This is a genomic window from uncultured Novosphingobium sp. (genome assembly GCF_964277725.1).
GTDB lineage: Bacteria > Pseudomonadota > Alphaproteobacteria > Sphingomonadales > Sphingomonadaceae > Novosphingobium > Novosphingobium fluoreni.
This window is the reverse complement of the sequence record NZ_CAXYKL010000196.1, coordinates 16047-40524: the sequence shown is the minus strand read 5'-3', so window position 1 is coordinate 40524 and position 24478 is coordinate 16047. Positions and strand designations below refer to the sequence as shown.

Below are 24478 nucleotides of genomic sequence, written 5' to 3'. Positions count from 1 at the left end.
CCTTCCTTTCGCAAGCGGCTCCCCGGCCTTGGGTTCAGAGGATGTTGAGATGGATGGCCTTCGATGAAGGGCTTGATGTATATTCGCGAAAAGGGAAGGTGCAGGCTTACGGTGACGTCGCCGATTTCACATCGCGCCTGCTAGACAAAGTTGGTGAGCTTTCTGGTCCTGAGATGGACGCCGCTATTCGTAAAGAATACCGCGATGAACTTGCGGTAAAATTGATTGGGAAAGAGCCTTTCAGTCGGTTCGACGAAGAACCATACGCTTGGAACGAAAACGAAGAGCCCAAGCTGCTTGATATTGGATTCTTCCTTTACGCTTCAGAAATCGATTGGGAGGATGGCGTGCTGAAAGCAGACTCGATCCCCGGCGTTGGCGAATTGAACGAGATGTTTTTCAGCAACTCCGAGTTTCTCGACACTGAATTGGAGCGCCCTGATTTTGAAGCTCATATCGAGGGCCTGAGTTTCGAGTTCGACAAGATAGAAATGCTGTTGCCGTCGATGGAGCTGGGCCAGACCATTGGGTTTACGGCGGCACAGCATGACCGTCGCAAGCCTGTCGGCCGTCCCCGAAAGTGGGATTGGGAAGGCGCAATGGCCTCGGTGATTTCCCAGGCACAGCACCCAGACGGCTTGCCCACCGGCCCCGGGGCGCAAGCGCGAATTGAAGCACTGATTTCTGATTGGTTCGTGCAGCAGGTGCAGGAAGCACCGTCGCCAAGCCAAGTGCGGCAACGCGCCGCCAAGATAATTCAAATGATTGAAACGCCGAAAATTCGTTGATGGCATTTCCGGCCATTTCAGGCCGACCCATGCGTTGAAATTGTCGATCCACGTCCGTGCACGCTGGCACCCGCCAGTGTCATCGGAGTGTTTCGCATGAACAAGCTGGCCTATTCGATCAATGAAACCGCCCGACTGCTCAGCATGGGGCGCACGTCCATCTACGCCATGATTGCCGCCGGGCGGCTGGAATCCTTCAAGCTGGGTACGCGCACGCTCATCAAAGCGGATTCAATCCGCCGCCTAGTGGACGGGCAGGACTAAGCCGTAATGCCCGCCCGCCGGGTCAATCCTAACCGGGTAAAGCTGCACCGGAGCTACAGTGTCGAGGAACTGGCGCGCTGTCTTGGCGTGCATAAGAACACCGTGCGGCACTGGCAGGCCAAGGGGCTGGAACCAATCGACAAGGGCCGCCCGGTCCTGTTTCACGGGGCCGCCGTGCGCGGCTTTCTGGGCAACCGGAATGCCAGCCGCAAGCAGCCTTGTCCGCCCGGAACGCTCTATTGCTTCCGCTCCCGTTCGCCCCGCGCCCCGGCGTTGGGCATGGTCGATTTCGTGCCGATGCGACCCGGCAGCGGCAACCTTCGCGCTCTGTGCGAATGCTGTGAAACCATCATGCACCGTCGGGTCCGGGAAGCCGGTATTGTCAAGCTCATGCCCGGCTGTACCGTCCAGTTTACGCAAGGCCTGCCACGCCTAAGTGGGCAGACGGCCCCTTCCCTGAATTGTGACTTCAAGAGGCGTGGCTAGACCATGGCAAAACACAACGCATCGAACGAACGGGTGAAGCGGAATTACTTCCGCTTTCTGGCTGAAGCCAAGGGGCGTGATCCGGCAACGATTGATCGAGTGGCCAAGTCGCTCGCGCGATTTGAAACGGGCGCCGGCCACAAGGACTTCAAGCGGTTTCACCGCGAACAGGCGGTGGCCTTCAAGCGGCGGCTGGGTGAAGCCTTGGGCGAACGTTCCGGCGAACGGCTCAGCAAGGCAACCGTGCAATCGACCTTGCGCGATCTGAAAGCCTTTTTCGAATGGCTGGCGCGCGAACCCGGTTTCCGTTCGCATATCGAATATGCGGATGCCGACTATTTCAATCTGAGCGAAAAGGATGCCGCCATCGCCCGTGCCCGGCGTGACAAGCCCGTCCCGACACTGGAACAGGTGGCCCGCGCCTTGTCCGCAATGCCGGCCGCCACCGCGCTGGAACGGCGCGACCGGGCGCTGGTGGCCTTTGCGGCGATCACCGGCGCGCGCGTCATGGCGCTGGCCACCTTCCGACTGGGGCATGTCAATGTGGACGGCGGCTTTGTCGAACAGGATGCCCGCACCGTGGCGACCAAGTTTTCCAAGACCTTCCGCACCGTGTTCATGCCGGTTTGCGATGGCGCGCTGGATATCTTGGCGGAATGGGTGGCTGAACTGCGCGACGTGCACCTGTCAGGACCAGACGATCCGCTGTTTCCGGCCACCGCAATGGGCCTGGGCGAAACTGGCGGATTCCAGCCGCAAGGGCTTGCGCGGCATGGCTGGGCATCAAGCAGCCCGATCCGCGAAGTATTCCGCCGGGCATTCGAAGGTGCGGGTCTGCCCTATTTTAATCCGCACAGCTTCCGCGACATGCTGGTGCGCCATGCCATGACGCTGGACCTGTCCCCCGAAGAAATGAAGGCGTGGAGCCAGAACCTGGGGCATTCCGACGTGCTGACCACCTTCACCAGTTACGGGACCGTGCCGCTGCACCGGCAGACGGAATTGATCCGTTCAGGAGGCTCGCAGGCAATTGCCGACCCCCTGGATGATCCGGACATTCGCGCGCTGATTGGGAAAATTCGGGGCAAGGCCCGCTAACAGGACCGCCATTGGGCACGCAGGCAGTTTGCGCGCCAGCACCAGATGGCGAAATCTGGATGACTTTAGGGCACCATTTGCTAGCGTGACGATGATCAGGTTTTGCCTTTCAGATTAAGAGCTAGCATTGATCCCAAGACGGGGCGGACGGGGTGGACGAGGCCGAAAAGAAAAAATGCAGCGAGATTGATATCTGCGACCTGTTCATCACGCCTGCGATCAAGCAGGCGGGTTGGGATCAGATGCAGCAGATACGCCGGGAAGTGACTCTCGCTCCCGGCCCGGTTGTCGTGCGCGGTAATCTGTCATCCCGGAACAAGAAGAAGCGCAAGTTCGCGGACTACGTTCTTTCGCTCAAGCCGGGTTTGCCGCTGGCGGTCGTGGAGGCGAAGGACAACAAGCACACGGTCAGCAGCGGGCTTCAGCAAGCAATGGGCTATGCTGACATTATCGACGTTCCCAGCGCCTTCAGTTCAAACGGCGACGGATTTGCCGAGCATAATCGCGCCGCACCGGACGGGGAGTCCGCTGAAACCGAGTTCGGAATGGATGTGTTCCCCGGGCCTGAGATACTGTGGGACCGATATCGCCGGTTTCACAAGATCGCGGATGACGTCGAGCCACTGGTTCAGCAGCCCTATCACGTGGATGCCTCGGGCAAAGAACCTCGATATTATCAGCTGGATGCCATCAACCGCACCGTCGAAGCCGTGGCGCGGGGGCAGAAGCGCGTCCTCCTCGTCATGGCAACCGGGACCGGAAAGACCTACACCACGTTCCAGATCATCTGGAGATTGTGGAAGGCCGGGACGGCCAAGCGCATCCTGTTTCTGGCTGATCGCAACATTCTGGTCGATCAGACGCTGGTCAACGATTTCAAGCCGTTCGGCCCGGCGATGACGAAGATCAAGAACCGCAAGATCGACCCAGCCTACGAAATCCACCTGGGCTTGTATCAGGCCATCACCGGGACGGATGAGGCGGACAAGATCTTCAAGACCGTGTCCCGGGATTTCTTCGACCTGATCGTCATCGATGAATGCCACAGGGGCAGCGCCGCGGACGACTCTGCCTGGCGCGAGATTCTGGAGTATTTCAGCGGCGCAGTGCAAATCGGCATGACGGCAACTCCTAAGGAGACCGAGTACGTCTCGAACATCACCTATTTCGGCGACGCTGTTTACACCTACACCTTGAAGCAAGGCATCGAGGACGGCTTCCTTGCGCCGTACAAGGTGATCCGGATCGACATTGACCGCGATGTCGAGGGCTGGACGCCGCAGCCCGGGATGATCGACGACCTCGGCTCGCCGCTGGAAGACCGCGAATACAATCAGCGCGATATGGACCGCACGCTCGTGCTCAACCAGCGTACCAAGCTGGTTGCCGAACAGGTCATGAAATTCCTTCGGGCGACCGATCCGATGTCGAAGACCATTATCTTCTGTGAAGACATCGACCACGCTGAACGGATGCGCAAAGCCATCGTCAATGCGGCGGGAAAGCTCGCGAAGGACAACAGCAAGTATGTCATGCGCATCACTGGGGACAGCGTCGAGGGCAAGGCCGAGCTCGACCGGTTCATCGATCCGGAAGAGCAGTACCCGGTCATTGCCACCACATCTCAGCTTCTGACGACCGGCGTCGATGCCAAGACCTGTAAGCTCATCGTCATCGACCGCACGATCAACTCGATGACCATGTTCAAGCAGATCATCGGGCGCGGCACGCGGATCGATGAAGACAACAACAAGTTCTTCTTCACCATTATGGATTTCAAGAAGGCGACCGAGCTGTTCCGCGACGATGCCTTTGACGGTCCGCCAATCGTCATCCTCGACGGACACGACGATCCCAACGATCCCGGCCCGGATGACGATGATCGGGAAACCGGCGATGGCGGCGATGACGACGATGATGACGAAACCACCGGCACCCGCAAATTCGTGGTTAGCGGCGTAACTGCCCGCGTCATGAACGAGCGCGTCGAATACATTGGCAGCGACGGCAAGCTGGTGACCGAATCCTACCGCGCTTATGCGCGCAAGCAGATCGCCGCCGAATACACTTCGCTCGATGACTTCATCTGGCACTGGAACGCCAGCGAACGCAAACAGGCCATCATCGATGAGCTGGAACAGCGTGGCGTCATTCTGGAAAACCTGGCCGAGGAAGTCGGCAAGGATTTCGGGGATTTCGATCTGCTGGTGCACGTGGCTTTCGGAGCGCCGCCGCTCACCCGGCGCGAGCGGGCGGAGAAGGTGAAGAAGCGTGGCTACTTTGCGAAATATGGCGAAAAGGCCCGCGCGGTGCTGGAAGCGTTGCTAGAGAAATACGCCGACGATGGAGTCGAAACCATTGAAGATGCAAAGGTTCTCCGCCTCCAACCGTTCACCCAGCTCGGCACGCCGATGGAGATCATCAAAGGTGCGTTCGGCGGCAAAGCTGCCTATGAGGCCGCGCTGAGGGAGCTCGAAGACGAGATCTACGAGCAGGCAGGCAACGAATGAGTTTGGGCAAATGAGCAACGTTTCCGGTGTCATCAAATCCATCCAGGACATCATGCGCAAGGATGTCGGCGTGGACGGCGACGCACTGCGCATTCGTCAGCTGGTTTGGATGTTCTTCCTCAAGATCCTCGACGACCGCGAGGCTGAGCTTGAGCTGATCGACGACGATTTCCAATCCCCCCTTCCGGAACACCTGCGCTGGCGCAGCTGGGCGGCAGATCGGCAGGGTGATACGGGCGAGAAGTTGCTTGATTTTGTGAACCTGCAACTGTTTCCGAAGCTCAAAGGTGACCTGCCCACCCAAGGGGCGGTTGGTCGCCGCGCTCAAGTTGTACGGGACGTATTCGAAGAAGCCGACAACTACATGAAGTCGGGCACTCTGCTGCGGCAGGTCATCAACAAAATCAATGAGATCGATTTCAATAATAGCGAGGATCGCCACACCTTCGGCGCCATTTATGAGCAAATCCTCCGGGATCTGCAAAGCGCCGGCAATGCCGGTGAGTTCTACACCCCTCGCGCCCTCACCCGCTTTATCATCGACCGGCTCAACCCACGGCTGGATGAAGTTGTGTTCGATCCAGCCTGCGGCACCGGCGGCTTCCTGACCTGCGCGATCGATCACAAGCGCAAGGCCATCAACGCGCCCGATGATCAGGAGATGCTTAACCGCACCATTCGCGGGGTGGAGAAGAAAGCGCTGCCGCACATGTTGTGCATCACCAACATGATCCTCCACGGCATTGATACCCCCAGCGGCATCAAGCACGGCAACACGCTGGCCCGCGCCTACACCGACTACACCGAGAAGGACCGCGTGCCAGTGATCGCCACCAACCCGCCCTTCGGCGGGATGGAGGAAGACGGGATCGAGAACAATTTCCCCGCCCATCTGCGCACGCGCGAAACGGCGGACCTGTTCATGGCGCTGATCATCCGGATGCTGAAAACGGGAGGCCGCGCTGCCGTGGTCCTGCCCGACGGCTTCCTTTTCGGCGAAGGGGTGAAGTCTACCCTGAAACAGAGCCTGATCGAGGAGTGCAATCTGCACACCATCGTGCGCCTGCCCAATGGCGTGTTTGCGCCCTATACCGGTATCAAGACGAATATCCTGTTCTTCACCAAAGGCACGCCGACGAAGAACGTTTGGTTCTATAAGCACCCCTATCCGGGAGGGGTCACCAGCTACAACAAGACCAAACCGATGCGGTTTGAGGAGTTCGAGGCGGAGCAGGCATGGTGGGGCGACGAGTCTGATGGGTTTCGCGCACGCCAAGTGACAGAGCAGGCTTGGAAAATCAGCGCAGCCGATGTTGCGGCGCGCGGCTACAACCTTGATTTGAAGAACCCCCACACCCCCGAGGCTGAAAGCCATGATCCGGACGAATTGCTGACCCGGTATGCACAGCAGCAGGCGGGCATCCAGTCGATCCGCGACCAATTGAAGGGCATTCTGGCTAACGCGCTGGGGGGCAAGGCGTGAGCGACATTGCGGCGCTGGTCGCCGATAATCTCGACATCTGGACCGGTGCAATCGAGCGGAAAAGCGGGGCCGGTCGCGGTGGTGGCAAGCGAATTAGCCTCTACGGAATCGAGCGGCTGCGGGCGTTGATTCTCGATCTGGCGGTGCGCGGAAAGCTTGTGCCGCAAGACCCAGCAGATGAGCCCGCCATCAAATTGCTACCAAGCATCGAAAAGGAGCGCCAGCGACGCCTGAAGGCAAAGGAAATCAAGAACGCGAAGGGCCCCGCAAAACCTAGTGGCGAGCCTTTCGAACTTCCATCGGGATGGATTTGGCTGCCGCTTTGGCAGACCGGCAATATATTCACTGGGAATAGCATTAATGCGGCTGTCCGGTCTGAACTAGAGGCCAATTCTGAAGGGTGGCCTTTCGTAGCGACCAAGGATGTCGGATACGGCTTCGAACCGATTGACTACGACAACGGGCTCATTGTCGATTTTGACGATCAGCGATTCAACATTGCCAGACCAAATTCGGTTTTCATTTGCGCTGAGGGCGGAAGCGCGGGCCGCAAAATGGCTGTTAGTGACCGTGCGATCGCTTTCGGCAACAAACTAATCGCTAATGAGCCTTGGCCTCAGGTCGATCCTCGGTATGTGCTGTGCACTTACCTGTCAGATTTTTTCTTTGAGTGCTTCTCGAAAGAGATGACGGGCATCATCGGCGGCATTTCGCGCGCAAAGTTTTTGGCACTGCCATTTCCGTTACCGCCCCTAGCGGAACAACGCCGCATCGTCGCTAAGGTCGATGAACTCATGGCACTGTGCGATGCGCTGGAACGGGAGAGCGCGGACGCGCTGGCGGCGCATCAGGTGCTGGTGGAAACTCTGCTCGAAACGCTGGTGAAAAGCGCCGACGCAGCAGACCTCGCCGCCAACTGGGCTCGGGTGGGAGGGCATTTCGATACGCTCTTCACCACGGAAGCCAGCATCGAAGCTCTCAAACAAAAGATTCTCGATCTAGCCATTCGGGGACTGCTGGAAAGACAGATGCCAGCTGAGGAAGCGGCGTCTGATCTGATCAAACGCATTAGTAACTCGACGCGCAAGCGCAAGGACACTGAGGAGCACAAATCGCCCGCCTTCTCATGTCCGAAGAACTGGGCTTGGGTGAGTGTGCAGGAATTACTCGATCCCAGTCGAGATATATCTTACGGTGTTATAAAGCTGGGGCCTGAGCCTGCGGTTGGAGGGGTGCCGACCCTCAGGTGCAGTGATGTTAAACCGGGTTTCCTCGATCTTTCTAGCGTCCGAAATGTAGCGCCGGAAATTGAAGAGGAGTATGTTCGGACCCGGCTCGTGGGCGGCGAAATTGTAATAAATATACGCGGAACACTTGGTGGCGTTTCGACCGTTCCAAGCGAATTGTCTGGATATAATGTTGCGCGCGAGGTCGCTGTCATACCGGTTTCAGAAAAAATCTCGAATAATTATATCGTTTACGCTATGCTATCGCCGTATTTTTGGAATCATATATTAGAAAATCTTCGTGGGATTGCGTACAAAGGATTAAATTTGTCTATTCTACGAGAACTGCCGATCCCACTCCCACCTTTAGCCGAACAACACCGAATCGTCTCTAAAGTTGATGAACTCATGGCGCTGTGCGATGCACTGAAGGCGCGGCTTTCTGACGCCGCCGAAACCCGCCGCCACCTGGCCGACGCCATCGTCGATCAGGCCGCCGCCTGATGCCTTGGCCCGACTTTACCGAACTGTCGTTCGGCTACTGCTTCCTCCGGGAGCTTGAGACCAAGTACACGCGCGGTGGGCGCTTCCCCAAGGCTCCAGATTTCATCAGCCAGCACGCTGAAAAGACTGACGGCTACGACGTGGAAGTGGCCATGGACGGGTCGATCCCTCTGTTTATCCAGCTCAAGCGATCGATGGTGATGAAGACATTGAGGGCAGTTGAATTTTCATCGCCCTTCTTCGCGCACAAGCCTGTGTTCCGAATGAACCTTCACCGTAATGACAACTTTGCACAGCATCTGGCTTTGCAAAGGCTAGAGCATGCGGGGAACCATGTCATCTATGCCACCAGCCAGATCGAGAACCCTCAGGATCTGCTGACGCACACCAGAAACCGGACCATGGTTTCCAAGGCGTCTGCCATCTTCAGCCCTTCGTCGATTGTGCTGCCTACGTTGCACGAGCCGCACCATGTGAGCTTCTATGCAAACCAGAGTTGGGCAGTGCTTTTCTCCGAGCAGGGAGAGCGGTTCGAACGCAAGTGGGCGGATAGTTCAGAATGGCTTGGCGCACTGCTGGAAGCGCCCCGCTCCCGCGAAGACAACGAGAAGTCGATGCTTCTGGCAGAGAATGTGCTTCTGGGAGCCCTTCGAGAGAGCGAGTTGAATCTCCCTAACAGAGTGATGGCGGCGATGGACGGTCTGGATGGAGCCGCTGCAAGGGTCTCAGTGCTGGCGCAATATCTGCTTGGCGCACAGCTCATGTTTCTGAAGCCGCCAGCGGACAGCGAGTAAGCGGCCATGCGTCTGCGTTCAGTCTGGATAAGCCAGTACAAAAACCTTCGTGATTTCTCGATCGGCTTCGATGGTGACGGCTTCATCGACATCTTCGTGGGCAAGAATGGATCGGGCAAGTCCAACTTCCTCGAAGCCCTGATCGAGATTTTTGACCACATTTTCCGATTTAGGGCCGATGAACCGGGACCAGGCTTCGACTATGAAATCAATTTCGAAATTGCCGGGGCGGCAACACGCATCGCATGGCGTGATGGCCTGCTGAACATCAACGACGATGCTGGCCGCCGCACCCTTGGCGCCACCCCGCTGCCGGACAATGTGCTGGTGTATTATTCCGGCCAAAACGACAATGTGACCGCACTGGTTAAGCGGTATGAGGACCGATACCGCGACACCCTGCGCCGCGCGGACGCCACTATGATCCCGCGCTTTGTCGGCATCGGCCCGGCCTGCAAGAAGTTGCTCATCGTGGTGTTGATGCTGCTGCCCGAAGCGAGCCTGGCGCGGCAATATCTGTGCCAGAAGCTGGGCATTCTCAACAATAGCCGGACCGTGCGGATCGTACTCAAGCGGCCTGGATTTGCAGGCACCGGCGAGTTTGACCCGTTCGAAGATAAGCAGCTGTTCTGGGGGGCAACCGGGGTGGTTCGGACCTTCCTCGATCAGCTCGTTGCCTGCATGTCGAGTGCTTTTACCCCCGGCACGCTATACGACCGAGAGAAGGATCGCTACACCCTCGAATGCAATCTGGATGTGTTCCAAGAGGCGTACGGCGAGCTGACATCAGAGACAATCTTCCGCTCCTTCGATGCCTTGCGGATAGTCGGGATGCTGGACGACATCAGCATCCGCGTTGCCCTAAACGGGCTGGAAGTTTCGGACCTGAACCACTTCAGCGATGGCCAGTTCCAGTCCGTCTACCTCTTCGCGGTTTCGGAACTGTTCAAGAACCCCAATTGCCTGACCCTGCTGGATGAGCCCGACGCTTTCCTCCACCCGGAATGGCAATTCGATTTCCTCGACCAGATCAGCGCCATTTCTGCTGAGGCGGCACAAACCAACCATATCTTGCTGAGCAGCCACAGTGCATCGACCGTGGCCGCGCGATGCGACAATCGCATTCGCCTGTTTTCTTCCGGCGCTGCGGGGGTGACCATCGACCAGCCGGACAAATCCACCATTGTCCGTTCGCTGTCGGCGGGGCTGATCACGTTTTCTGAGACTGAGGCGAGTCTCAACATTGAGCAGTTTCTCGCCAATACAACTCGATCGGTCTTGTTTACTGAAGGCGTCACAGACGCTGAGATCATCAAAACGGCGTGGCAGAAACTGTATCCGGGAGTGCCCCCGCCTTTTGAGATAGCTCAGTGTTTTGACTGTGGTCACCTGCGCAAGCAAATGGGGCGGGATGAACTCTACCAAGGAAACCCCGGGCGGACGTTCTTTGCGCTTTTCGATTTTGACAATGCCTATGGCGATTGGGCTGCGGTCGGAAAAGTGAAGCAGGCAAACATCCTCAATGGCACCCTCGAAGAGAATGATGTTGCAAGAGGCTTGGCTTGCAAGCGCGACAATCGTCCTGGCTACGCGTTGATGCTGCCTGTTCCTGTGGGGCTGAGCGTTCGCAATCAGGTCTGTAACGCCAATACGGGGAGGACATACGGCGACCAATCCAGCTTCACCATCGAGCTGTTGTTTCATGATGTTGCCGGCCTTGAGGCACATTTCGCCGTGGACCCGGAGCATCCGGCTGGCTGGCGTCGCTTCATTGGGGACAAAGTTCATTTTGCACAGGATGTCGTTCCGGGCCTAGATGCCCAGCATTTTGAGCCGTTCCGCTCGATCTTCGATTTCATCCAAGCAAAGATCGCGCAAGCCTAATGGCGACCGACCTGCTCACTATCATTGCGGGCGTTGCAGACCACAAAGGCCTAGGCATCCTTGAACGCCGCATCGCACAGCGCGGTGCGGGTACGCCGGAAATCAATCAGGCAATCGAAGCCAGATATGCCGAATTTGGGCGTATCATGGTTGAACATAAGACCGGCCTCGATCTCGCCGATCTTTCCCCTGCCGAAGACCGCATCGTCAACGCGATCGGCCGCTATGTCGCCCTGCAGAAGCGTGATGGAAAAAATGCAGAGTACACGTTCCGGATTTTGCGCAATCGCGGCCTGATCGATTCGGCGGAAGTGACCGTCGCCCGCTCCAAGGTGACGCAGGGATTTGAAGTGCTTGATCAGGCGGAGATGCGTGCGCTTTCGTTCGAACAAATCATTGTCGATCATCCTCAGGAGTTTTCAGCGCGCGCGCGTTGGTATGCGCATCGGACGCTAGGCTTGCCCAATGACAGTGAAAAGCCGCCCGCTGATTCCGGCACATTGACCCAACAACGCACTGAGCTGGTTCTTGATTGGCTGGCCGAAAAGGCCGAGCGGAATGGCGGCATCCTAAAGGGCTATACCAACGCCGACGTTGGCACGATGTTGGGCTTCGAGGATCTTATTCGTCATGGCCGGGTGCTGGGCAACATCCAGTCACGGCTTGATTTTGCCTGCTATCAGGCTGGCGTGCCCCCGCTCGGCCTTTGCGTGGTCGAGCAGTTTGCCAACGCGTGGTCACAGGAAGGGCGCAAATGGTCATTCCCCGTGGCGACGATGCGACAAGCGGCGCAAACGTCTAAATGGTTTCCATCGGTCTTTGACGAGATCAGGGCTAATGCACGTTTGTTGCCTGGCCAAGCCGCCATACCTTGGCGCAAGGAGCTGGCCGAGCGGGAAGCCGCTGTCCGCAAATGGGCTGAGGGACTGGCTCCATCTGCACAGGCCGATGTCGTGGACCCTGCGGGGAAAGTCGATGAAGAGGACTTGGCTGAGATCGAGCTAAAGCTGCTTGATCGGAAACCATCTGTTCGTGAGCGGGTTAGCAAGTCTATCGAACGTGGCAGCATTGGCGCGCGATTAAAGCGTGCGAATGGATTCCGCTGCCAGATATGCGACGCGCTCGGAATGGAGGCGTTGGGGTTCTTGAAGCCAGATGGCGAACATTACGTCGAAGCCCATCATGTGACGCCAGTCTCGGCACTGGAAATCGGATCCCTGTCTGCCACCAACATTATGATCGTTTGCGCCAACCACCATCGGCAGATGCACTTCGGTGCTGTCAAGGTGGAGCGACAAGGAAATCAATTCATTGTGACAATTGATGCCAAAACGATCTCAATTCGGCGCTTCAGGCAATCGATCGGCTGACTTTACTGCATCGTTGGGAGGACGAACGCCATCTGAGCGCCAGGTCCCGACAAGTCAAAATCACGTCACGCACATGGGTAGTGTGCCTATCAAAAAACATCGGCTTTTGCGCACTTTAGCTACCCGGCAAGTTGAAACTGACTAGCATACGGCGGCCAAGTCAGATTTGACTGAGAAGCTGCCACTACCTGAAGTCCCCAGTTTTCTGGATTTTTCTGGGCGATTTGTCGCGTACGGTGTGCCGGTCAAGCCGGTTTCAAACTGCATTCGCTGGACCCGTTGTCGCTCCACCTTGTCCATGGAAACATGGACCTGAATTCCTTGGAATTCCGCGCCTAAGCGCGGCATTCGAGCGGTTGAGTTTGGCCAGCCCAAATAAGCTCGTGCCAGGTGTTGGGCCTCTTTTGTTCGCAATTGGGGACCAAATAGCCATCGTCATATGCGCTGCTGGGATAAGCTTGTGAAAGCCGTTCAATCCGTCCATCAATAATGTGTTGGAGACGGGGCGATTGGCATGAAAATGAAGCGATTTTCATACGCATTGATCGCGCTTCTTGCGTTCCAAGGATGCTCAGCCTCTTCCCAATCAGCTCCGAAAATTGGCGTCTATGGGTTGTCTTCTCAACGGATCTCCGGAGCCGAGTCAGTGCGCGTCCCCGGGGTATCCGGATTTTCCCAGGTTTCAGTCTTGGTGACCGTCGATGTCGACGGAAACGTCACCGACGCAAAGGTTTCAGATTACCGGTTCGACGGCGATGCCAGCGCGGCCGTGGCTGCGGCGAGGAAGTGGAAATTCCGGCCACAATCGTTCGACGGCAAACCGATCCAAGCAGTGGGAGAAATTACGATTGAATTCGATCCTCCCGAAATCCCGCCCGACACGTCGGTGCCGTTCCCTGTCGCTGCGCCGGAAGACGTAGAGATCACTCTCGAGCGGAGTGCTTGTTACGGAACTTGCCCGGATTATCGGGTGACGATCAAGGGCGATGGGAAGATCCGCTTTTCCACGCGCGAAATGAGTTTTGCTGGCACCGCTGCAGAGGTGCACCGCATGTTCAACGGACAAAACGTTCTGTGGGCGGGTAATCAGGATGCACAGGTTAGCCCCCAAGCCGTCGCCGACTTGATTGAAAGATTCCGGTCATCTCACTTCATGGGAATGAAGTCTGAGTATGTCGCCGGGGTGACTGACAATCCGACCTACGCTTTGACCCTACGCGTCGGAAAGGTGACAAAGCGCGTGGTCGATTACGTCGGCAAAGAAGTCGGAATGCCGGCCAGCGTGACAGCTCTGGAAGATGCGGTGGATGAAGTCGCCGGCACAGATCGGTGGGTTCGCGGGAACGCTCAAACGGTTGCGCTGCTCAAGGCCCAAGGATTCAATTTTCGATCAAGAGATGCTGCCGAATTGGTCCGGTCCGCGATCCAACTGAACAGGTGGCCGCCAGAGCAGGCTGGTGCCAATGAGCTGATCCAAGCAGCAATTGCCGAAGGGTTGGATTTGTCGATGACGGTCGGTGTTGGGATTCCTGGGCGGTCGAACGAGTCCGCGACCATCGGCTCAGTGATCGCCCAATATGCAGCCGAAACTGGCAACGTTACCCTTTTTGACGAGATGAAGCGCGCGGAACAAGTCGCGCGGATGACCAAGAAGAGCCTGGACTCGGCATTCCTGAGTGACATGGGTTGCAGCGCCCAGATTGCGAAAGCTCTTGTCGAAGCGGGAGCAAGTCCGAAAGCGGCTGGAGAAAACGGAAATGCACTGCACGAGCTTCGGAGCAGCTACGGGCGTTGTGCCGATGCGGGCAGCGCCAAGCGGGTAGAGATGGCTGCTGCACTGGTCTCACTTGGCGTTCCGCTGGAGGCTCGCGATAGCATCGGTTGGACGCCGTTAATGGGCTCAAATGACCCTGCAGTGGCTCAGGTATTGCTGAAAGCGGGAGCCAATCCAAACGCCAAAGACGATGACGGAACTACGGTCGTGCTCTCTCTGGATGATGATCGTGCCGTCATTACATTGCTTCGGTCGGGTGCCGATCCCAAAGCAAGAGATGGAGACGGCACGCTGCGTCAGCAGGCGCACAAACGCCACTGGCCGGGAACGTTGGCGTGGCTCGATGAGCATCGAATCAAATAGGCAAGTACTCGCCAACCAGAGCTAATCTTCGAAGTCGAGATCGATCAGTCGCTGGATCAGATTCTCGTCCAGGTTCATTATTGCCTCTGCAACCCTATGGTTTCCTTTCGCTACAGCTAGTGCGGCCAGAGCGGAAAGCAACGTGTCTTGGTCCCAATCGTGCACGAGGTGTCGGGTAATGCATTCCTCGATCTGCTTGATGGCGACGAAATACGCTTCTCGAAGGTGGTCGGGAACGCCCGGTCCACGTCCAGTCGCTCGCGCAATCTCGACTGCGGCAGGAAACTGAAAAAAGTTGAAGCTGATTGGGAAAGCTTCGTTGCACCCGATCGCTACAATATGCGGGACGGCAGCGTATGACGCATCGAAGACGTCGCCTTGATGGCAGAGGCTAGACCAGATGCTGAACCAAGGCTCGCTCTCGGGGGATGTAGTTGGCTCTGCTCCGCATGCGAGTGAGTGGAGCAATGCAGGGATGTCCGCTGCGGAGCCGTAAGCATGGGTAAGGTTTGCCCAGCGAGGGTCATTCAACGCGAGCAAGTCATCAATCCGCATATCGGCACGTAACGTTCCAGAGGCATTTACCCTCTCCATCGCGTGCTAAATCGCAGCGCTCTAAGCATCGTGAACGTGTCGCAACATTGAACGCCGACATCCGCGCAGACATCGGGGATACGGCGGTTCTGCCGCTGTTGCCTGCGCTTTGATGCTTCCGTCGTCACTACGCATCGGTTGGCAGGGTCAGCCAAGGCATGAGCGATCAGAAACGGATCGCGACCGATTGCCTCGAGTTCATCGTCCGTGAGGTCTGGTGCGTACTGGTTGGTGACGCGCTGGACCAATGCGGGTTGAACGTCCTCGTCAAAAAGGATCGCAGCTCTGTGCGCATCGTCCTGTATCCACGCGAACAGCAGGTCACGCTCGGCGTCGTTGCTGCCGTCCTTCACCTCTTCGAGCGTCTCGATCGGCATCTTGATCTCGCCCGCGTTGCCCATGTGGACCAGCCATTCCCAGAACTCCGGCACGGCATCGACAGGGTAATAGAGATTTTGCGCCGTGATGAGCACGTTGGCATCAAGCAGGTACACCATGCGTCAGGCACCCTGCTCGATGGCAAGAGCAGCGCCGCTCAGCAGCGTGTGCACGCTGCGGGGTTTGACACCCAGCAACTTGCTCGCGCGGGTTGGCGTTAGCACTCCTTCGCTCATGTTTCGGGCCACGAAATTGAGCAATGCTGCGCCGAGGCGGTGGCGCCGGACAATGTAGTAGTTAGGGCCGCCGTCCATGCCCCGCGCACGTTCTCGCTGGGCCGCGCGGCTTTGCAGCCATTGCGTCCTAAACGTATCGGTCAGCGCGCGCCATGTGCGCTCGGTGATCTTGTCCGCGCGGAACAAACGGTAGGCTACCAAGGAACGGCTCACCAACCGCTCTTGGGCAAACTCCGTCACCAAACGTGCTGCTTCCCCCATGTCAGTTGCGCGGGTGATTGGAAGGTGATCGAGCTCTCGGTGCGGGAGCAGGAATGAGCTCGCGACATCGTTGCAGAACTGCTCGACCGCGCCTTCGAAATGCCCTCCGCTCACGCCGGTCGCCCCTATCCAGAGGTGAGCGACCTCATGCAAAAGGGTGAACGACCAAGCGGTCTTGGCGTCCTGGTCGTTGATCACCACAAACGGTGCGATTGGATCGGCGAGAGCGAAGCCCCTGAAAGCATCGACATCGATTGCCGAGTGATGGCTTCCGAGATTGCCGATCAGCAGCACGTAGATTCCAGCGGCTTCGACGCGGCTACGCAGCAGGGCGAAGCCAGCATCTGCTGACCCCTGAGCACGAAAGGCCGCAAGGTCGAGGCCAAGCACTTGGCGGATAGATGCCAGCACCGGGCCAACGCCATCATTGCGCGACATAGAACCGATAAACGGGAGGGGCTCGGCCTCCTCCTCTTCCACCTGCACGGCACGCACCACGGCCTGCCGGGAACGTATGTCGCGCACCAGCGCATCCACCAGCGGCTCGCCGCCGGTGTGGCGGTCAGGCAGGGTCCGGAAGTCCTCGCCCCGGTCCCCGCGAGCCGGAGGCTCATCAAGGTAGAACGAGACAAGCGGGCGACGATAGATCTTTGCCATCTTCAGCAGAACCGGCCGCGAAACCTCGCCTTCCTCAGTCTCTAAGGCGAGCAGACGATCAGCGCCTGAAACGCCTCGGGCGGCATTTATGCCCGCCTTAGCCGCCGCTTCCTCAAGCGAAAGCCCCGCGCTTTCGCGCGCCCATTGCAAGATGGAAGGCTTTACCACTGGCATTCGCCTTCATTCGCACAAAGGAATCCTCTCACGCGAGCGAAAAGTGCCTTTGGGTCAAACGCTGCATGCTGAGTGGACTAACTTCACGGCCTCGAGGGTTGGCCGATCTCCGGCGCAATCTGCACGGAAGGTCGCCTTCCGATGCAACGCCCGAATTGTGCTACGCCCGGCTTGTGACAAACTCTGAAAATCGGCACAAAGCCCTCATCTGAAATGCGGCAGGTCGACAATGGTTCACGTATTCTCAAACCTTGAAGAAGTAAATGATGGCCTTCCGCCAATGTGCGACATGACATTCGAGATTATTAACAAAGACTACGATGATTCCGCATCTGCTTGGCGATTAGCTTTCCGAGCAGACGCCACGCCGTACGAACCTGTTGGTTTTGATGCAGTTATTCCAGTTTCCGGCTGGCAAGAACAGGTCGATGGGGAAGACGATGATGCCTTCCACAGTTTTTGGGGATCGGTGACTCTGCACTCACGCGGCGTCGAAAGTGATAGACTGCTAGATTTGATGGCGGACTACTATGACATCGCTGCACCGCAAGTAATGAAACCGAACCTTTTGAGCAAAATATTTTCTCGCCAGAATGATGCCATGGCTAATAGATGGAAGTTCCCATCCTCCGTCGACTGCCTTGCGGTAGGTATAGCTTCAAATCCGGCGTTAATCGAAGACGAGCCGATCCGAATGAAGCTGTTTTTCGACGAAGGTGTGGAGAATGGAAGATATGCGGAGGTGTTCTTCAATGTGGATCTGCCAGAAGGATTCGGCGCATTGAACGAGAAGGATGAAGAATACCGCGTGGACCTGATTCATTGGCTTTCGTTGCCGGGCAATGTAACCGCCAATCCGTACGCTATTCGTCGTTGAATGATTGACGTAAAAAATAATTTATGAATTTATAACAATAATTTCTGCGCTCCAGGGAGTAGCTTAAGAAGAAGGTTCACCGTTTTCGCGTGTATTTGAAGAAGGCTCTCTCCTTCAAAGTCGAGCCGCTATCGCAAGATTTCAAGGTGTGCATTGAATCATCAAAAAAACCGACCGTCTTGCTCGTAAATTGCATCGACGAGGTCGAAAACTTGAGCCGCCAAAGGTGTACCAATAACCTGATCCCTCGACAGAGCTGCCGCCGCAAGCTCTCCGTTACCTATCGGTCTCGCATCCGCATCGACCACCATGAGAGACGGAGTACCGTCGGCCAATTGGCGATGGATGAGCGCTACGCCGAAACGGTCATCGGGAGTCGTGTCGTTGCCCCATCGTCCAAGAACAAGATCAAGATTAGCCCCGGCCTCACCAAGATGTCCCTCTGTCCAATGTATCCAGTATGCCGCCACAGTTGCTTGTCTGCTATGTACGATCCCCCACACGGAACGGCTCTCAAGACCACAGCAGTCGCAAATGCCCCCGCTTGCCCCCATAGTCTCAACTTCGAGATGAACGCCTGGGGCTTGATCGACCATCTTGCCAGCGTATCATCTGCAAGCCCGCTTTTCACCCCAATTCAGTCAATCAAATTTTGTTGCCGTCATCTCAATGGTGACCAAGCGGCTGTTCGGCGCCTGCACCTATCAAGTGCCCGGCCGTTAGCCGCTCGACGGCATCTCCAACTTGCTGCACGGCATCGAGCAGATGCTCATCATCGAGATGGGCGTATCGCGCGGTCGATTGATTGTTGGCATGACCAAGCAGCCGCCCGATCATCGGCAAAGTCTCCTTGCTCATCGCGGCATGGCTGGCGAAGGTATGGCGCAAATCGTGGATGCGCAGCTTGCCAAGATCGGCCCGTTCAAGGATTGTCCGCCAGAGATGCTGGATGCAGCCGATCGGCCTGCGATACTGGTAGTTCCAGAACAGCCAGGGAATTTTCGCATGGCGGGGCAGACTGTCGATGACCTCGCGCGCAGCCGATCCGAGCCAGACGGTGCGCGGACCTGTCTTGCTATCGCGCAGGAGGAGGCGGTTACCCTTCACGTCCTGCCATTGGAGGGTGAGGATCTCGCGATAGCGGCAACCGGTCAGCAGCAGCAGCGTGATGACGCCGCACCCAGATCGGATCGTGGGATTGTCGCTTGCGCGCAGGTCGGTAAGCACCTGACCAAACCGCGCCAGTTCCTCGGCGGATAAGAACCGCTCGCACTGCCTGCGCTTGTTGGGCCTGACGGAGCGGCAGGGATTGGTGTTTTCGAGCCGGTATCCCCAGACCTCGGCCTTGTTGAGCATGTTCTTGAGGATCTCGAGCGTGCGGTTCGCCGCGCCGGGGCCAGTGCGGTTGTTGAGGTCCGCGAACCACTTGGTGACATGCTCTTCGTTCATCTCGTCAATGAAGACACCCTTGAAGGCCCCGTCGAGATATTGGCGGCGATAGCCATCATGTGTCGCAAGCGTCGATGCCTTCCATTGCGGTGACCAGCGAGACCAATACTCTTCGAGGAAATCGTCGAACCGAGGCGCGGAGCGGATGCGCTTGCGGTCGGTCGCCGGGTCGCGGCCGACCTGCGCGTAGGCGATGACGCGCCGCGCGACCATCTGTGCCTGATGCCGGGTAAGGACCGAGGCCGGGCCGATGGTGACCGTCCGCAGCCTCCCTGCCATGCGCGTCTGCACGATGTAGACATTGCGACCACTGGGGTAGTGTCGGATGCCGAAGCCGTGCTCGATCCCGAGCCAGGTGGTGGAACGGGCCTTTCCCTTCGGCACGAGCAAGAAATTGACGTTTGCGCCGACTTCAGCGAGCGCCTCCTCGACGATCCGCTTGAGACTGGTGGCGGTCATGGCCGCAGTCCGATCGCCTGCGCCAACGAGCCCGCGATGCGATCTGCCGCATCGCCGATCACGTCATCGGACAGATGGGCATACTTGGCAGTCGTTTCGGGCAGGACGTGCCCGAGAAGCCTTCCGATGGTCGCGAGCGGCACGTTGTCCATGATCGCGGTAGAGGCGAAGCTATGCCGCAGGTCGTGGACGCGGACATCCGGCAAAGCGCAGCGCGCACGGAAAGGGAGCCACCAGTTGTCGAAATTGAGGGGCCTTGTCCTGGCACGGTTTGGGAACACAAGAGTGGTGTTCTCGTGCCGCTCGATCCCCTCAAGCACTTCGAGTGCCTGGCTGTTGAGCCAGATCGTTTTTGCTCCAGTCTTGCTGTCTGGCAGGAGCAAGCGCGGCGGCTGCACCCACTCCCAGCGAAGATTCAGAATTTCCCCGACACGCGCGCCGGTGAACAGCAGCAATCGCGTAATCGCAACCTGCCCGGGAAAGGCTGCCTCCTGCTCACGCAAGGCCGCTCCAATCCGGCGATACTCTGCCGGCGTCAGGTATCGCTCTTTCGGTTCGCGCCAGTATCTCGGCATGCCTCGGCAAGGGTTGGAGCCCTTCCGCCGCAAGCGCAGCGCCTCGGCATATTTAAGCAGCGCCGCCAGGACCGGCAGGGCGCGATTGAACAGCCCCTCCCGCGTGCTTGCGCAATCGTCCCGCCAGCGGTGAATGTCGGCGGGAAGAATGTCCGCCACGCGGATCGCGCCGAATGTTGGTGCAATGACAGTCTTCCATGCGTTCCAATTTCGCTTGGTCGTCGAGGCTTTCCATACGCGCGAAAGATCGTCCCAGTAGGTGTCTACGAAATCGGACAGGATCGGTGTCGCCTTAACCACGGCGCGTTTGGGCAGACCATCGAGTGCCACCTCGGCGAGCAATCGACGGGCCTGTGCCCGCGCGAGCTCTGCCGAAAGTTCGTCGACCCTGCCTAATGTAATCCGGCGATGCTTGCCGCGATGGCGCAGACGAACGAACCAATAGTAATTGCCGGTTGGCCTAACACGCAGGCCAAAACCTGCCAGTTCGGTATCCCAGATGCAGTATTCCGTCTCGCGCAGCGGCAGCTTGCGCCGCGCAAAGTTGCCATCGAGAAGTGCCCGGCGCCCGGGCTTTCGCCGCATGGGGACCATATGGCCATCGCCCATATCAAAACTGGGTTCGAAAGTCGCGGAATTCCGGTCATTTGCGGGGACCAGATGGCCTTCAACGGCATGCCCGCTGCCAAACAAGCCCAGCATCTCGCGTACTGATTTTACGGCATTTTTTCCCATGAACACAGCAGTACACTGCGTAGGGTGTGCTCTAAACTGTTCCAAGCTGGGCGGTCGAAAGCCGGACTTGAGCCCGAGATCGATCTGAGAACATTGTCGCGCTACCAGCGGCGTGCGAAGCTGACGCGGCGTTTGAGGCGGGCAGGACTATTTTGGAAGCCGGTCGAGTCGCCGCCCCGATGACAAAAGTGCTGCCGCAATCAGACCGGCTGGGGGTATGATTGGGGGTATGTGGCAGACTCAGTCTCATAGAAATGGCTAAATTTCTGCGTGTTTGGCCGATTTCACGGTTCCCTTCACCGCTCCAACTCTCGATCTCAGGACATCCCCGACAGGTTTACAAACCGCGGAATTCTGCGGTATTTTTAGCCGTGTCCGGCTCGTTAGATCCCATCGAATTCCAAGGCAGCTCTCGCAGATGGGGGACACTATGTGAAATTAGTGAGCCCAAAAATGCTCGTGGTCCCCAACGTGGGGGCCACTTCTTGGAAAGGCCCAGGTTGGGCCTTTGACAGATATAGCAATTCGCAACGCCAAGCCCCGTCAGAAGGCTGCGCCCGCTTCGATCGCCTGCAACTGCTCGGGATCGCCGTTGGCGCGGGCGATCGCGAGATGCTCTTCGAGCCGCTCGCTCTCCAGCCCTTGCCCCGCCATGCGCGCAGCCGCCGGGCCGATCTTGTGCTGTCGCTCGAGTTCGATCCCTTGTGCTTCCGGACTGCGGTGATCGACCTGGGCATCAATGTCGAGTTCGGCCACCGCATGCTGCTTCGTCGACTTGGGCGTGGTTGCAGCACGATGGAATGTCGAGCATGCCCATGAAAGTGGCGGCAAAGGTGCCGCGCTCGACCTGTGCTATCTGAGCCAGCTGGGAAGTTCCGCCGTGCTGCCGCTCTTGGCGATCGAGAGCCGCCACGACCTTCCGCTCAGGTTCCGCGATCGGGTGCAATCCGTGCGCATGCAAGCCTACGATGCGTTGCTTCACCACGAAAACAGCGAGGGCGGCCTGCTGGACACGTGGCGGTTGCGACAAGCCGCGAAGATCTTGGAACGAGTTAGGCCTGTCGCCCTTCCCCCGGGCTATCGCGACTGCGACGGTAACTTGCTGCCCCCACCGCCCAAGCTCGCACCAATGCTGGCACCCACGCCAACGGCACAGGCAGAGCCCTCTCCCACGTTGACAGGAGCCAGCCGGAAATGATCATGTGCCCCATGTCCAGCACCATCCTGATCGTCGACGACGATCCGCATATCCGGCAGTTGCTCGTCTTCGCCTTCGGCAAGGCCGGCCTCGACACGATCGAAGCCGCCAACGGCGAGGCCGCGCTGGCACAAGTTGAGCGGCATGCGCCCGACCTGGTCATTCTGGACATAAACATGCCGCGTATGGATGGGCTCGAAGTCTGCCGCCGGCTACGTGCCGGCAGCGACGTGCCAATCTTCTTCCTGTCTCCGCGCGACGACGAGATCGATCGTGTGCTCGGCATCGAGCTTGGCGGCGACGACTACGTGGTGAAACCTTTTTCTCCACGTGAAGTCGTCGCGCGGTCGCTTGCGATCCTGCGCCGCACCGCCGCGCGTCCTCCCGCAGTCGAGAACGTCTCGGTGCTGCGTCATGGCCGCCTCAGCCTCGATCCGGAAAGCTGGACGACGCATTGGCGCGACCAGGAGGTCAGTCTAACGGTTACCGAATTCACCATCTTGCGTACCCTGCTTGCCATGCCATCGCGCATCTTCTCACGCGACAACATCATCGACCGGTTTCGCGGTTCGGGTTTCGCGCTCACAGACCGCACCGTCGACAGCCACGTGCGCAACGTACGCCGCAAGTTCGCAGATGCGGGGGGCTCTGATGTGATCGAGACCCGCGCTGGCGTCGGCTATCGCATGGGTGCCTGCGCGGGAGTGCCGGTTACTTCATGATCACCGCCGTCAAGGCCTGGGTAGCGGAACGCTGGCCGGTTGTCCGGCTCCGCACGATCCTGCTTGCGACGATGCTCTTCGTGGCCGCGCTGCCTGGCTTCGGCGCGATCTTCCTGCGTGTCTATGAGAATGCGCTGGTGCGCCGGACCGAGGCCGAACTGCTGGCGCAAGGCTCGGCGTTGGCGGCGGGAGCAGGCATCATGGCGCGGGGCATCCCATTTCAGGAGACCCCCCACACCACGCAAGCCGCCCACCCGCTACAATGATCAGGTCCCTGAAGTGGATTTGCGCTCATCGCCCATCCTGCCGCCGCGCCCACCCGCTAAGTCGACACAGCAGGTACCCGATGCCGCGGCACTGATCCTGGCTCACCAGATGATGCCCGCATTCCAGGAAACAAGGATAACGACGCTAGCGTCGATCCTGATGCTTGACAAGCACGGCATCCTGCTCAACGGCCCGGAAGCCAGTCGTAGTTTTGCCAGCCTGCCCGAAGTCTATGCGGCGCAAGCCGGATCCGCCGTGACGGTGCTACGCGAGAACGCCGGCTATGCCCGTGGTCGAACGATCGAGTGGCTGAGCCGCGCGGCGAACATCCGCCTTCATCACGCACGGCCCATCCGCGTCAACGGCGAGATCGTTGCGATCCTGCTGGTCTCCCGCTCGCCCCGCGCACTGTTTCTTGGCATCTACGAGGATCGTGGAAAGATCGCGTTCGGCATCATCGCGATTTTCGCCATTCTGCTGGTGCTCTCGGCGGTGCTGTCGCGCGCGATCGTGCGCCCGATCGAGTGTCTGAGCGAAGCGACGCGTAAGCTTTCCTCGGGCCGGTGCGTGGACATGCACCAGCCCTCGCTGCAGGTTGTAGAGATCCGCGCCTTGTTTGAAGATTTCGACCTGATGGCGCAGAGCATCGTCAAGCGCTCGCGCTACTTGCGGGACTTCGCCGCTTCGGTCAGCCATGAGTTTAAGACGCCCTTGGCTGCGATCTCGGGCGGGATCGAACTGCTGCAGGACCATGGCGCCACGATGACAACCGCAGAGCGCGAACGCTTCCTCACCAACATGTCCGCAGACGCCAAGCGCCTGTCGCGCCTCGTAGGGCGGTTGATGGAACTGGCGCGGGCCGATGTCATGGTCGGAGAGCAAGGCGCAACTGCCGATGCCGGTACCGTCCTCCTCGCGATCGCGGACGCACTCTCTACCGAAGGGTTCGCTATTTCCCTGCAAATGCCCACCACGCGCACCTTGGTCGCAATCGATACCGACGCGCTGGAATCTTTGCTGTCCACTCTCGTCGAAAACGCGCATCATGCCGGCGCCTCTCAATTGGTAATCACTCTGGCGCAACAAGGCGAGGCGGTGCTCTTCGATCTGGTGGACAATGGTCCAGGCGTACACGCCGCCGATGCGGAGCGCATCTTCGAGCCGTTTTTTACAAGTAAGCGAGAACAGGGCGGGACCGGTCTGGGCTTAGCCATCGCTCGTTCCTTGCTCGACGCATATGGCGGGACCTTGGTGCTGCTACCCTCGGACAAAGGAGCCCGATTTTGCGTGCTCTGCCGGCCGGCAGGTACTGACAAAAAGAGTGCGGATGAATGAGGGTCTCTCGCACAATT

23 protein-coding genes are annotated in these 24478 nt (G+C 58.3%); 16 read left to right on the top strand and 7 right to left on the bottom strand.

Annotated features, from left to right (window positions below):
- The first annotated feature begins 53 nt into the window (after positions 1-53).
- The 11 genes from ACHWRX_RS11150 to ACHWRX_RS11100 all read left to right on the top strand — a co-directional run bounded on the left by ACHWRX_RS11150 (position 54) and on the right by ACHWRX_RS11100 (position 14544).
- Complete coding sequence (locus ACHWRX_RS11150; RefSeq protein WP_394659259.1) at positions 54-788, top strand: hypothetical protein; 735 nt, start codon at positions 54-56, stop codon at positions 786-788.
- 96 nt (positions 789-884) lie between these two features.
- Positions 885-1052, top strand: a complete 168-nt coding sequence (locus ACHWRX_RS11145; RefSeq protein ID WP_394659258.1) for a helix-turn-helix domain-containing protein — start codon at positions 885-887, stop codon at positions 1050-1052.
- A gap of 6 nt (positions 1053-1058) precedes the next feature.
- Entirely contained in the window at positions 1059-1538 is a 480-nt protein-coding gene (locus ACHWRX_RS11140) for a helix-turn-helix domain-containing protein (protein ID WP_394659257.1), read from the top strand.
- 3 nt (positions 1539-1541) lie between these two features.
- Positions 1542-2636 carry a tyrosine-type recombinase/integrase gene (locus ACHWRX_RS11135; RefSeq protein WP_394659256.1) on the top strand — a complete coding sequence of 365 codons (1095 nt, stop codon included), beginning with the start codon at positions 1542-1544 and terminating at the stop codon, positions 2634-2636.
- A gap of 152 nt (positions 2637-2788) precedes the next feature.
- Positions 2789-5146 (top strand): EcoAI/FtnUII family type I restriction enzme subunit R, encoded by a 2358-nt coding sequence (gene hsdR, locus ACHWRX_RS11130; RefSeq protein ID WP_394659255.1) that lies wholly within the window; start codon positions 2789-2791, stop codon positions 5144-5146.
- 10 nt (positions 5147-5156) lie between these two features.
- On the top strand, positions 5157-6629 hold the full coding sequence (locus tag ACHWRX_RS11125) for an N-6 DNA methylase (RefSeq protein WP_394659254.1): 1473 nt from the start codon (positions 5157-5159) through the stop codon (positions 6627-6629).
- Positions 6626-8359, top strand: a complete 1734-nt coding sequence (locus ACHWRX_RS11120; RefSeq protein ID WP_394659253.1) for a restriction endonuclease subunit S — start codon at positions 6626-6628, stop codon at positions 8357-8359. Before ACHWRX_RS11125 ends, ACHWRX_RS11120 begins: the two co-directional genes overlap by 4 nt.
- A complete protein-coding gene (locus tag ACHWRX_RS11115; RefSeq protein WP_394659252.1) occupies positions 8359-9153 on the top strand; it encodes a hypothetical protein in 795 nt (264 codons plus the stop codon). Before ACHWRX_RS11120 ends, ACHWRX_RS11115 begins: the two co-directional genes overlap by 1 nt.
- Positions 9154-9159: 6 nt before the next feature.
- Positions 9160-11037, top strand: a complete 1878-nt coding sequence (locus ACHWRX_RS11110) for an ATP-dependent endonuclease (protein WP_394659251.1) — start codon at positions 9160-9162, stop codon at positions 11035-11037.
- Positions 11037-12407, top strand: a complete 1371-nt coding sequence (locus ACHWRX_RS11105; RefSeq protein WP_394659250.1) for a hypothetical protein — start codon at positions 11037-11039, stop codon at positions 12405-12407. The genes ACHWRX_RS11110 and ACHWRX_RS11105 overlap by 1 nt, the downstream gene beginning before the upstream one ends.
- A 514-nt stretch (positions 12408-12921) precedes the next feature.
- Complete coding sequence (locus ACHWRX_RS11100; protein ID WP_394659249.1) at positions 12922-14544, top strand: DUF6438 domain-containing protein; 1623 nt, start codon at positions 12922-12924, stop codon at positions 14542-14544.
- A 21-nt stretch (positions 14545-14565) separates the two neighbouring features.
- Here ACHWRX_RS11100 and ACHWRX_RS11095 read toward each other — a convergent pair whose 3' ends face one another.
- The 3 genes from ACHWRX_RS11095 to ACHWRX_RS11085 are packed head-to-tail and all read right to left on the bottom strand — an operon-like array spanning position 14566 to position 16838.
- The gene (locus ACHWRX_RS11095; protein WP_394659248.1) at positions 14566-15099 is read right to left on the bottom strand and encodes a hypothetical protein; all 534 of its coding nucleotides are present in this window, start codon (positions 15097-15099) and stop codon (positions 14566-14568) included.
- Between the two features lie 26 nt (positions 15100-15125).
- The gene (locus tag ACHWRX_RS11090; protein WP_394659247.1) at positions 15126-15635 is read right to left on the bottom strand and encodes a DUF4411 family protein; all 510 of its coding nucleotides are present in this window, start codon (positions 15633-15635) and stop codon (positions 15126-15128) included.
- 3 nt (positions 15636-15638) lie between these two features.
- On the bottom strand, positions 15639-16838 hold the full coding sequence (locus ACHWRX_RS11085; protein WP_394659246.1) for an ImmA/IrrE family metallo-endopeptidase: 1200 nt from the start codon (positions 16836-16838) through the stop codon (positions 15639-15641).
- A 235-nt stretch (positions 16839-17073) separates the two neighbouring features.
- On the opposite strand from ACHWRX_RS11085, the gene ACHWRX_RS11080 reads away from it, so the two are divergent.
- Positions 17074-17721, top strand: a complete 648-nt coding sequence (locus ACHWRX_RS11080; RefSeq protein WP_394659245.1) for a hypothetical protein — start codon at positions 17074-17076, stop codon at positions 17719-17721.
- A 161-nt stretch (positions 17722-17882) separates the two neighbouring features.
- Here the strand turns inward: ACHWRX_RS11080 and ACHWRX_RS11075 are convergent, their stop codons facing one another.
- The 4 genes from ACHWRX_RS11075 to ACHWRX_RS11060 all read right to left on the bottom strand — a co-directional run bounded on the left by ACHWRX_RS11075 (position 17883) and on the right by ACHWRX_RS11060 (position 21695).
- Positions 17883-18191 (bottom strand): hypothetical protein, encoded by a 309-nt coding sequence (locus ACHWRX_RS11075; protein WP_394659244.1) that lies wholly within the window; start codon positions 18189-18191, stop codon positions 17883-17885.
- Positions 18192-18387: 196 nt separating this feature from the next.
- Complete coding sequence (locus ACHWRX_RS11070; protein ID WP_394659243.1) at positions 18388-19629, bottom strand: tyrosine-type recombinase/integrase; 1242 nt, start codon at positions 19627-19629, stop codon at positions 18388-18390.
- On the bottom strand, positions 19626-20789 hold the full coding sequence (locus ACHWRX_RS11065; RefSeq protein WP_394659242.1) for a tyrosine-type recombinase/integrase: 1164 nt from the start codon (positions 20787-20789) through the stop codon (positions 19626-19628). The genes ACHWRX_RS11070 and ACHWRX_RS11065 overlap by 4 nt, the downstream gene beginning before the upstream one ends.
- A 693-nt stretch (positions 20790-21482) precedes the next feature.
- Positions 21483-21695, bottom strand: coding sequence for a hypothetical protein (locus ACHWRX_RS11060; RefSeq protein WP_394659272.1), 213 nt, complete (start codon positions 21693-21695; stop codon positions 21483-21485).
- Here ACHWRX_RS11060 and ACHWRX_RS11055 point away from each other — a divergent pair.
- The 4 genes from ACHWRX_RS11055 (at position 21679) to ACHWRX_RS11040 (ending at position 24461) form a co-directional block, all read left to right on the top strand.
- On the top strand, positions 21679-22137 hold the full coding sequence (locus ACHWRX_RS11055) for a hypothetical protein (RefSeq protein WP_394659241.1): 459 nt from the start codon (positions 21679-21681) through the stop codon (positions 22135-22137). The two genes, ACHWRX_RS11060 and ACHWRX_RS11055, sit on opposite strands and share 17 nt — an antisense overlap.
- 11 nt (positions 22138-22148) lie before the next feature.
- Positions 22149-22859 carry a response regulator transcription factor gene (locus ACHWRX_RS11050; RefSeq protein ID WP_394659240.1) on the top strand — a complete coding sequence of 237 codons (711 nt, stop codon included), beginning with the start codon at positions 22149-22151 and terminating at the stop codon, positions 22857-22859.
- Positions 22856-23125: a hypothetical protein gene (locus ACHWRX_RS11045; protein ID WP_394659239.1), complete on the top strand. Its 270-nt coding sequence runs from the start codon at positions 22856-22858 to the stop codon at positions 23123-23125. The genes ACHWRX_RS11050 and ACHWRX_RS11045 overlap by 4 nt, the downstream gene beginning before the upstream one ends.
- A 160-nt stretch (positions 23126-23285) precedes the next feature.
- Positions 23286-24461 (top strand): sensor histidine kinase, encoded by a 1176-nt coding sequence (locus ACHWRX_RS11040; RefSeq protein WP_394659238.1) that lies wholly within the window; start codon positions 23286-23288, stop codon positions 24459-24461.
- The last annotated feature ends 17 nt before the right edge of the window (positions 24462-24478 follow it).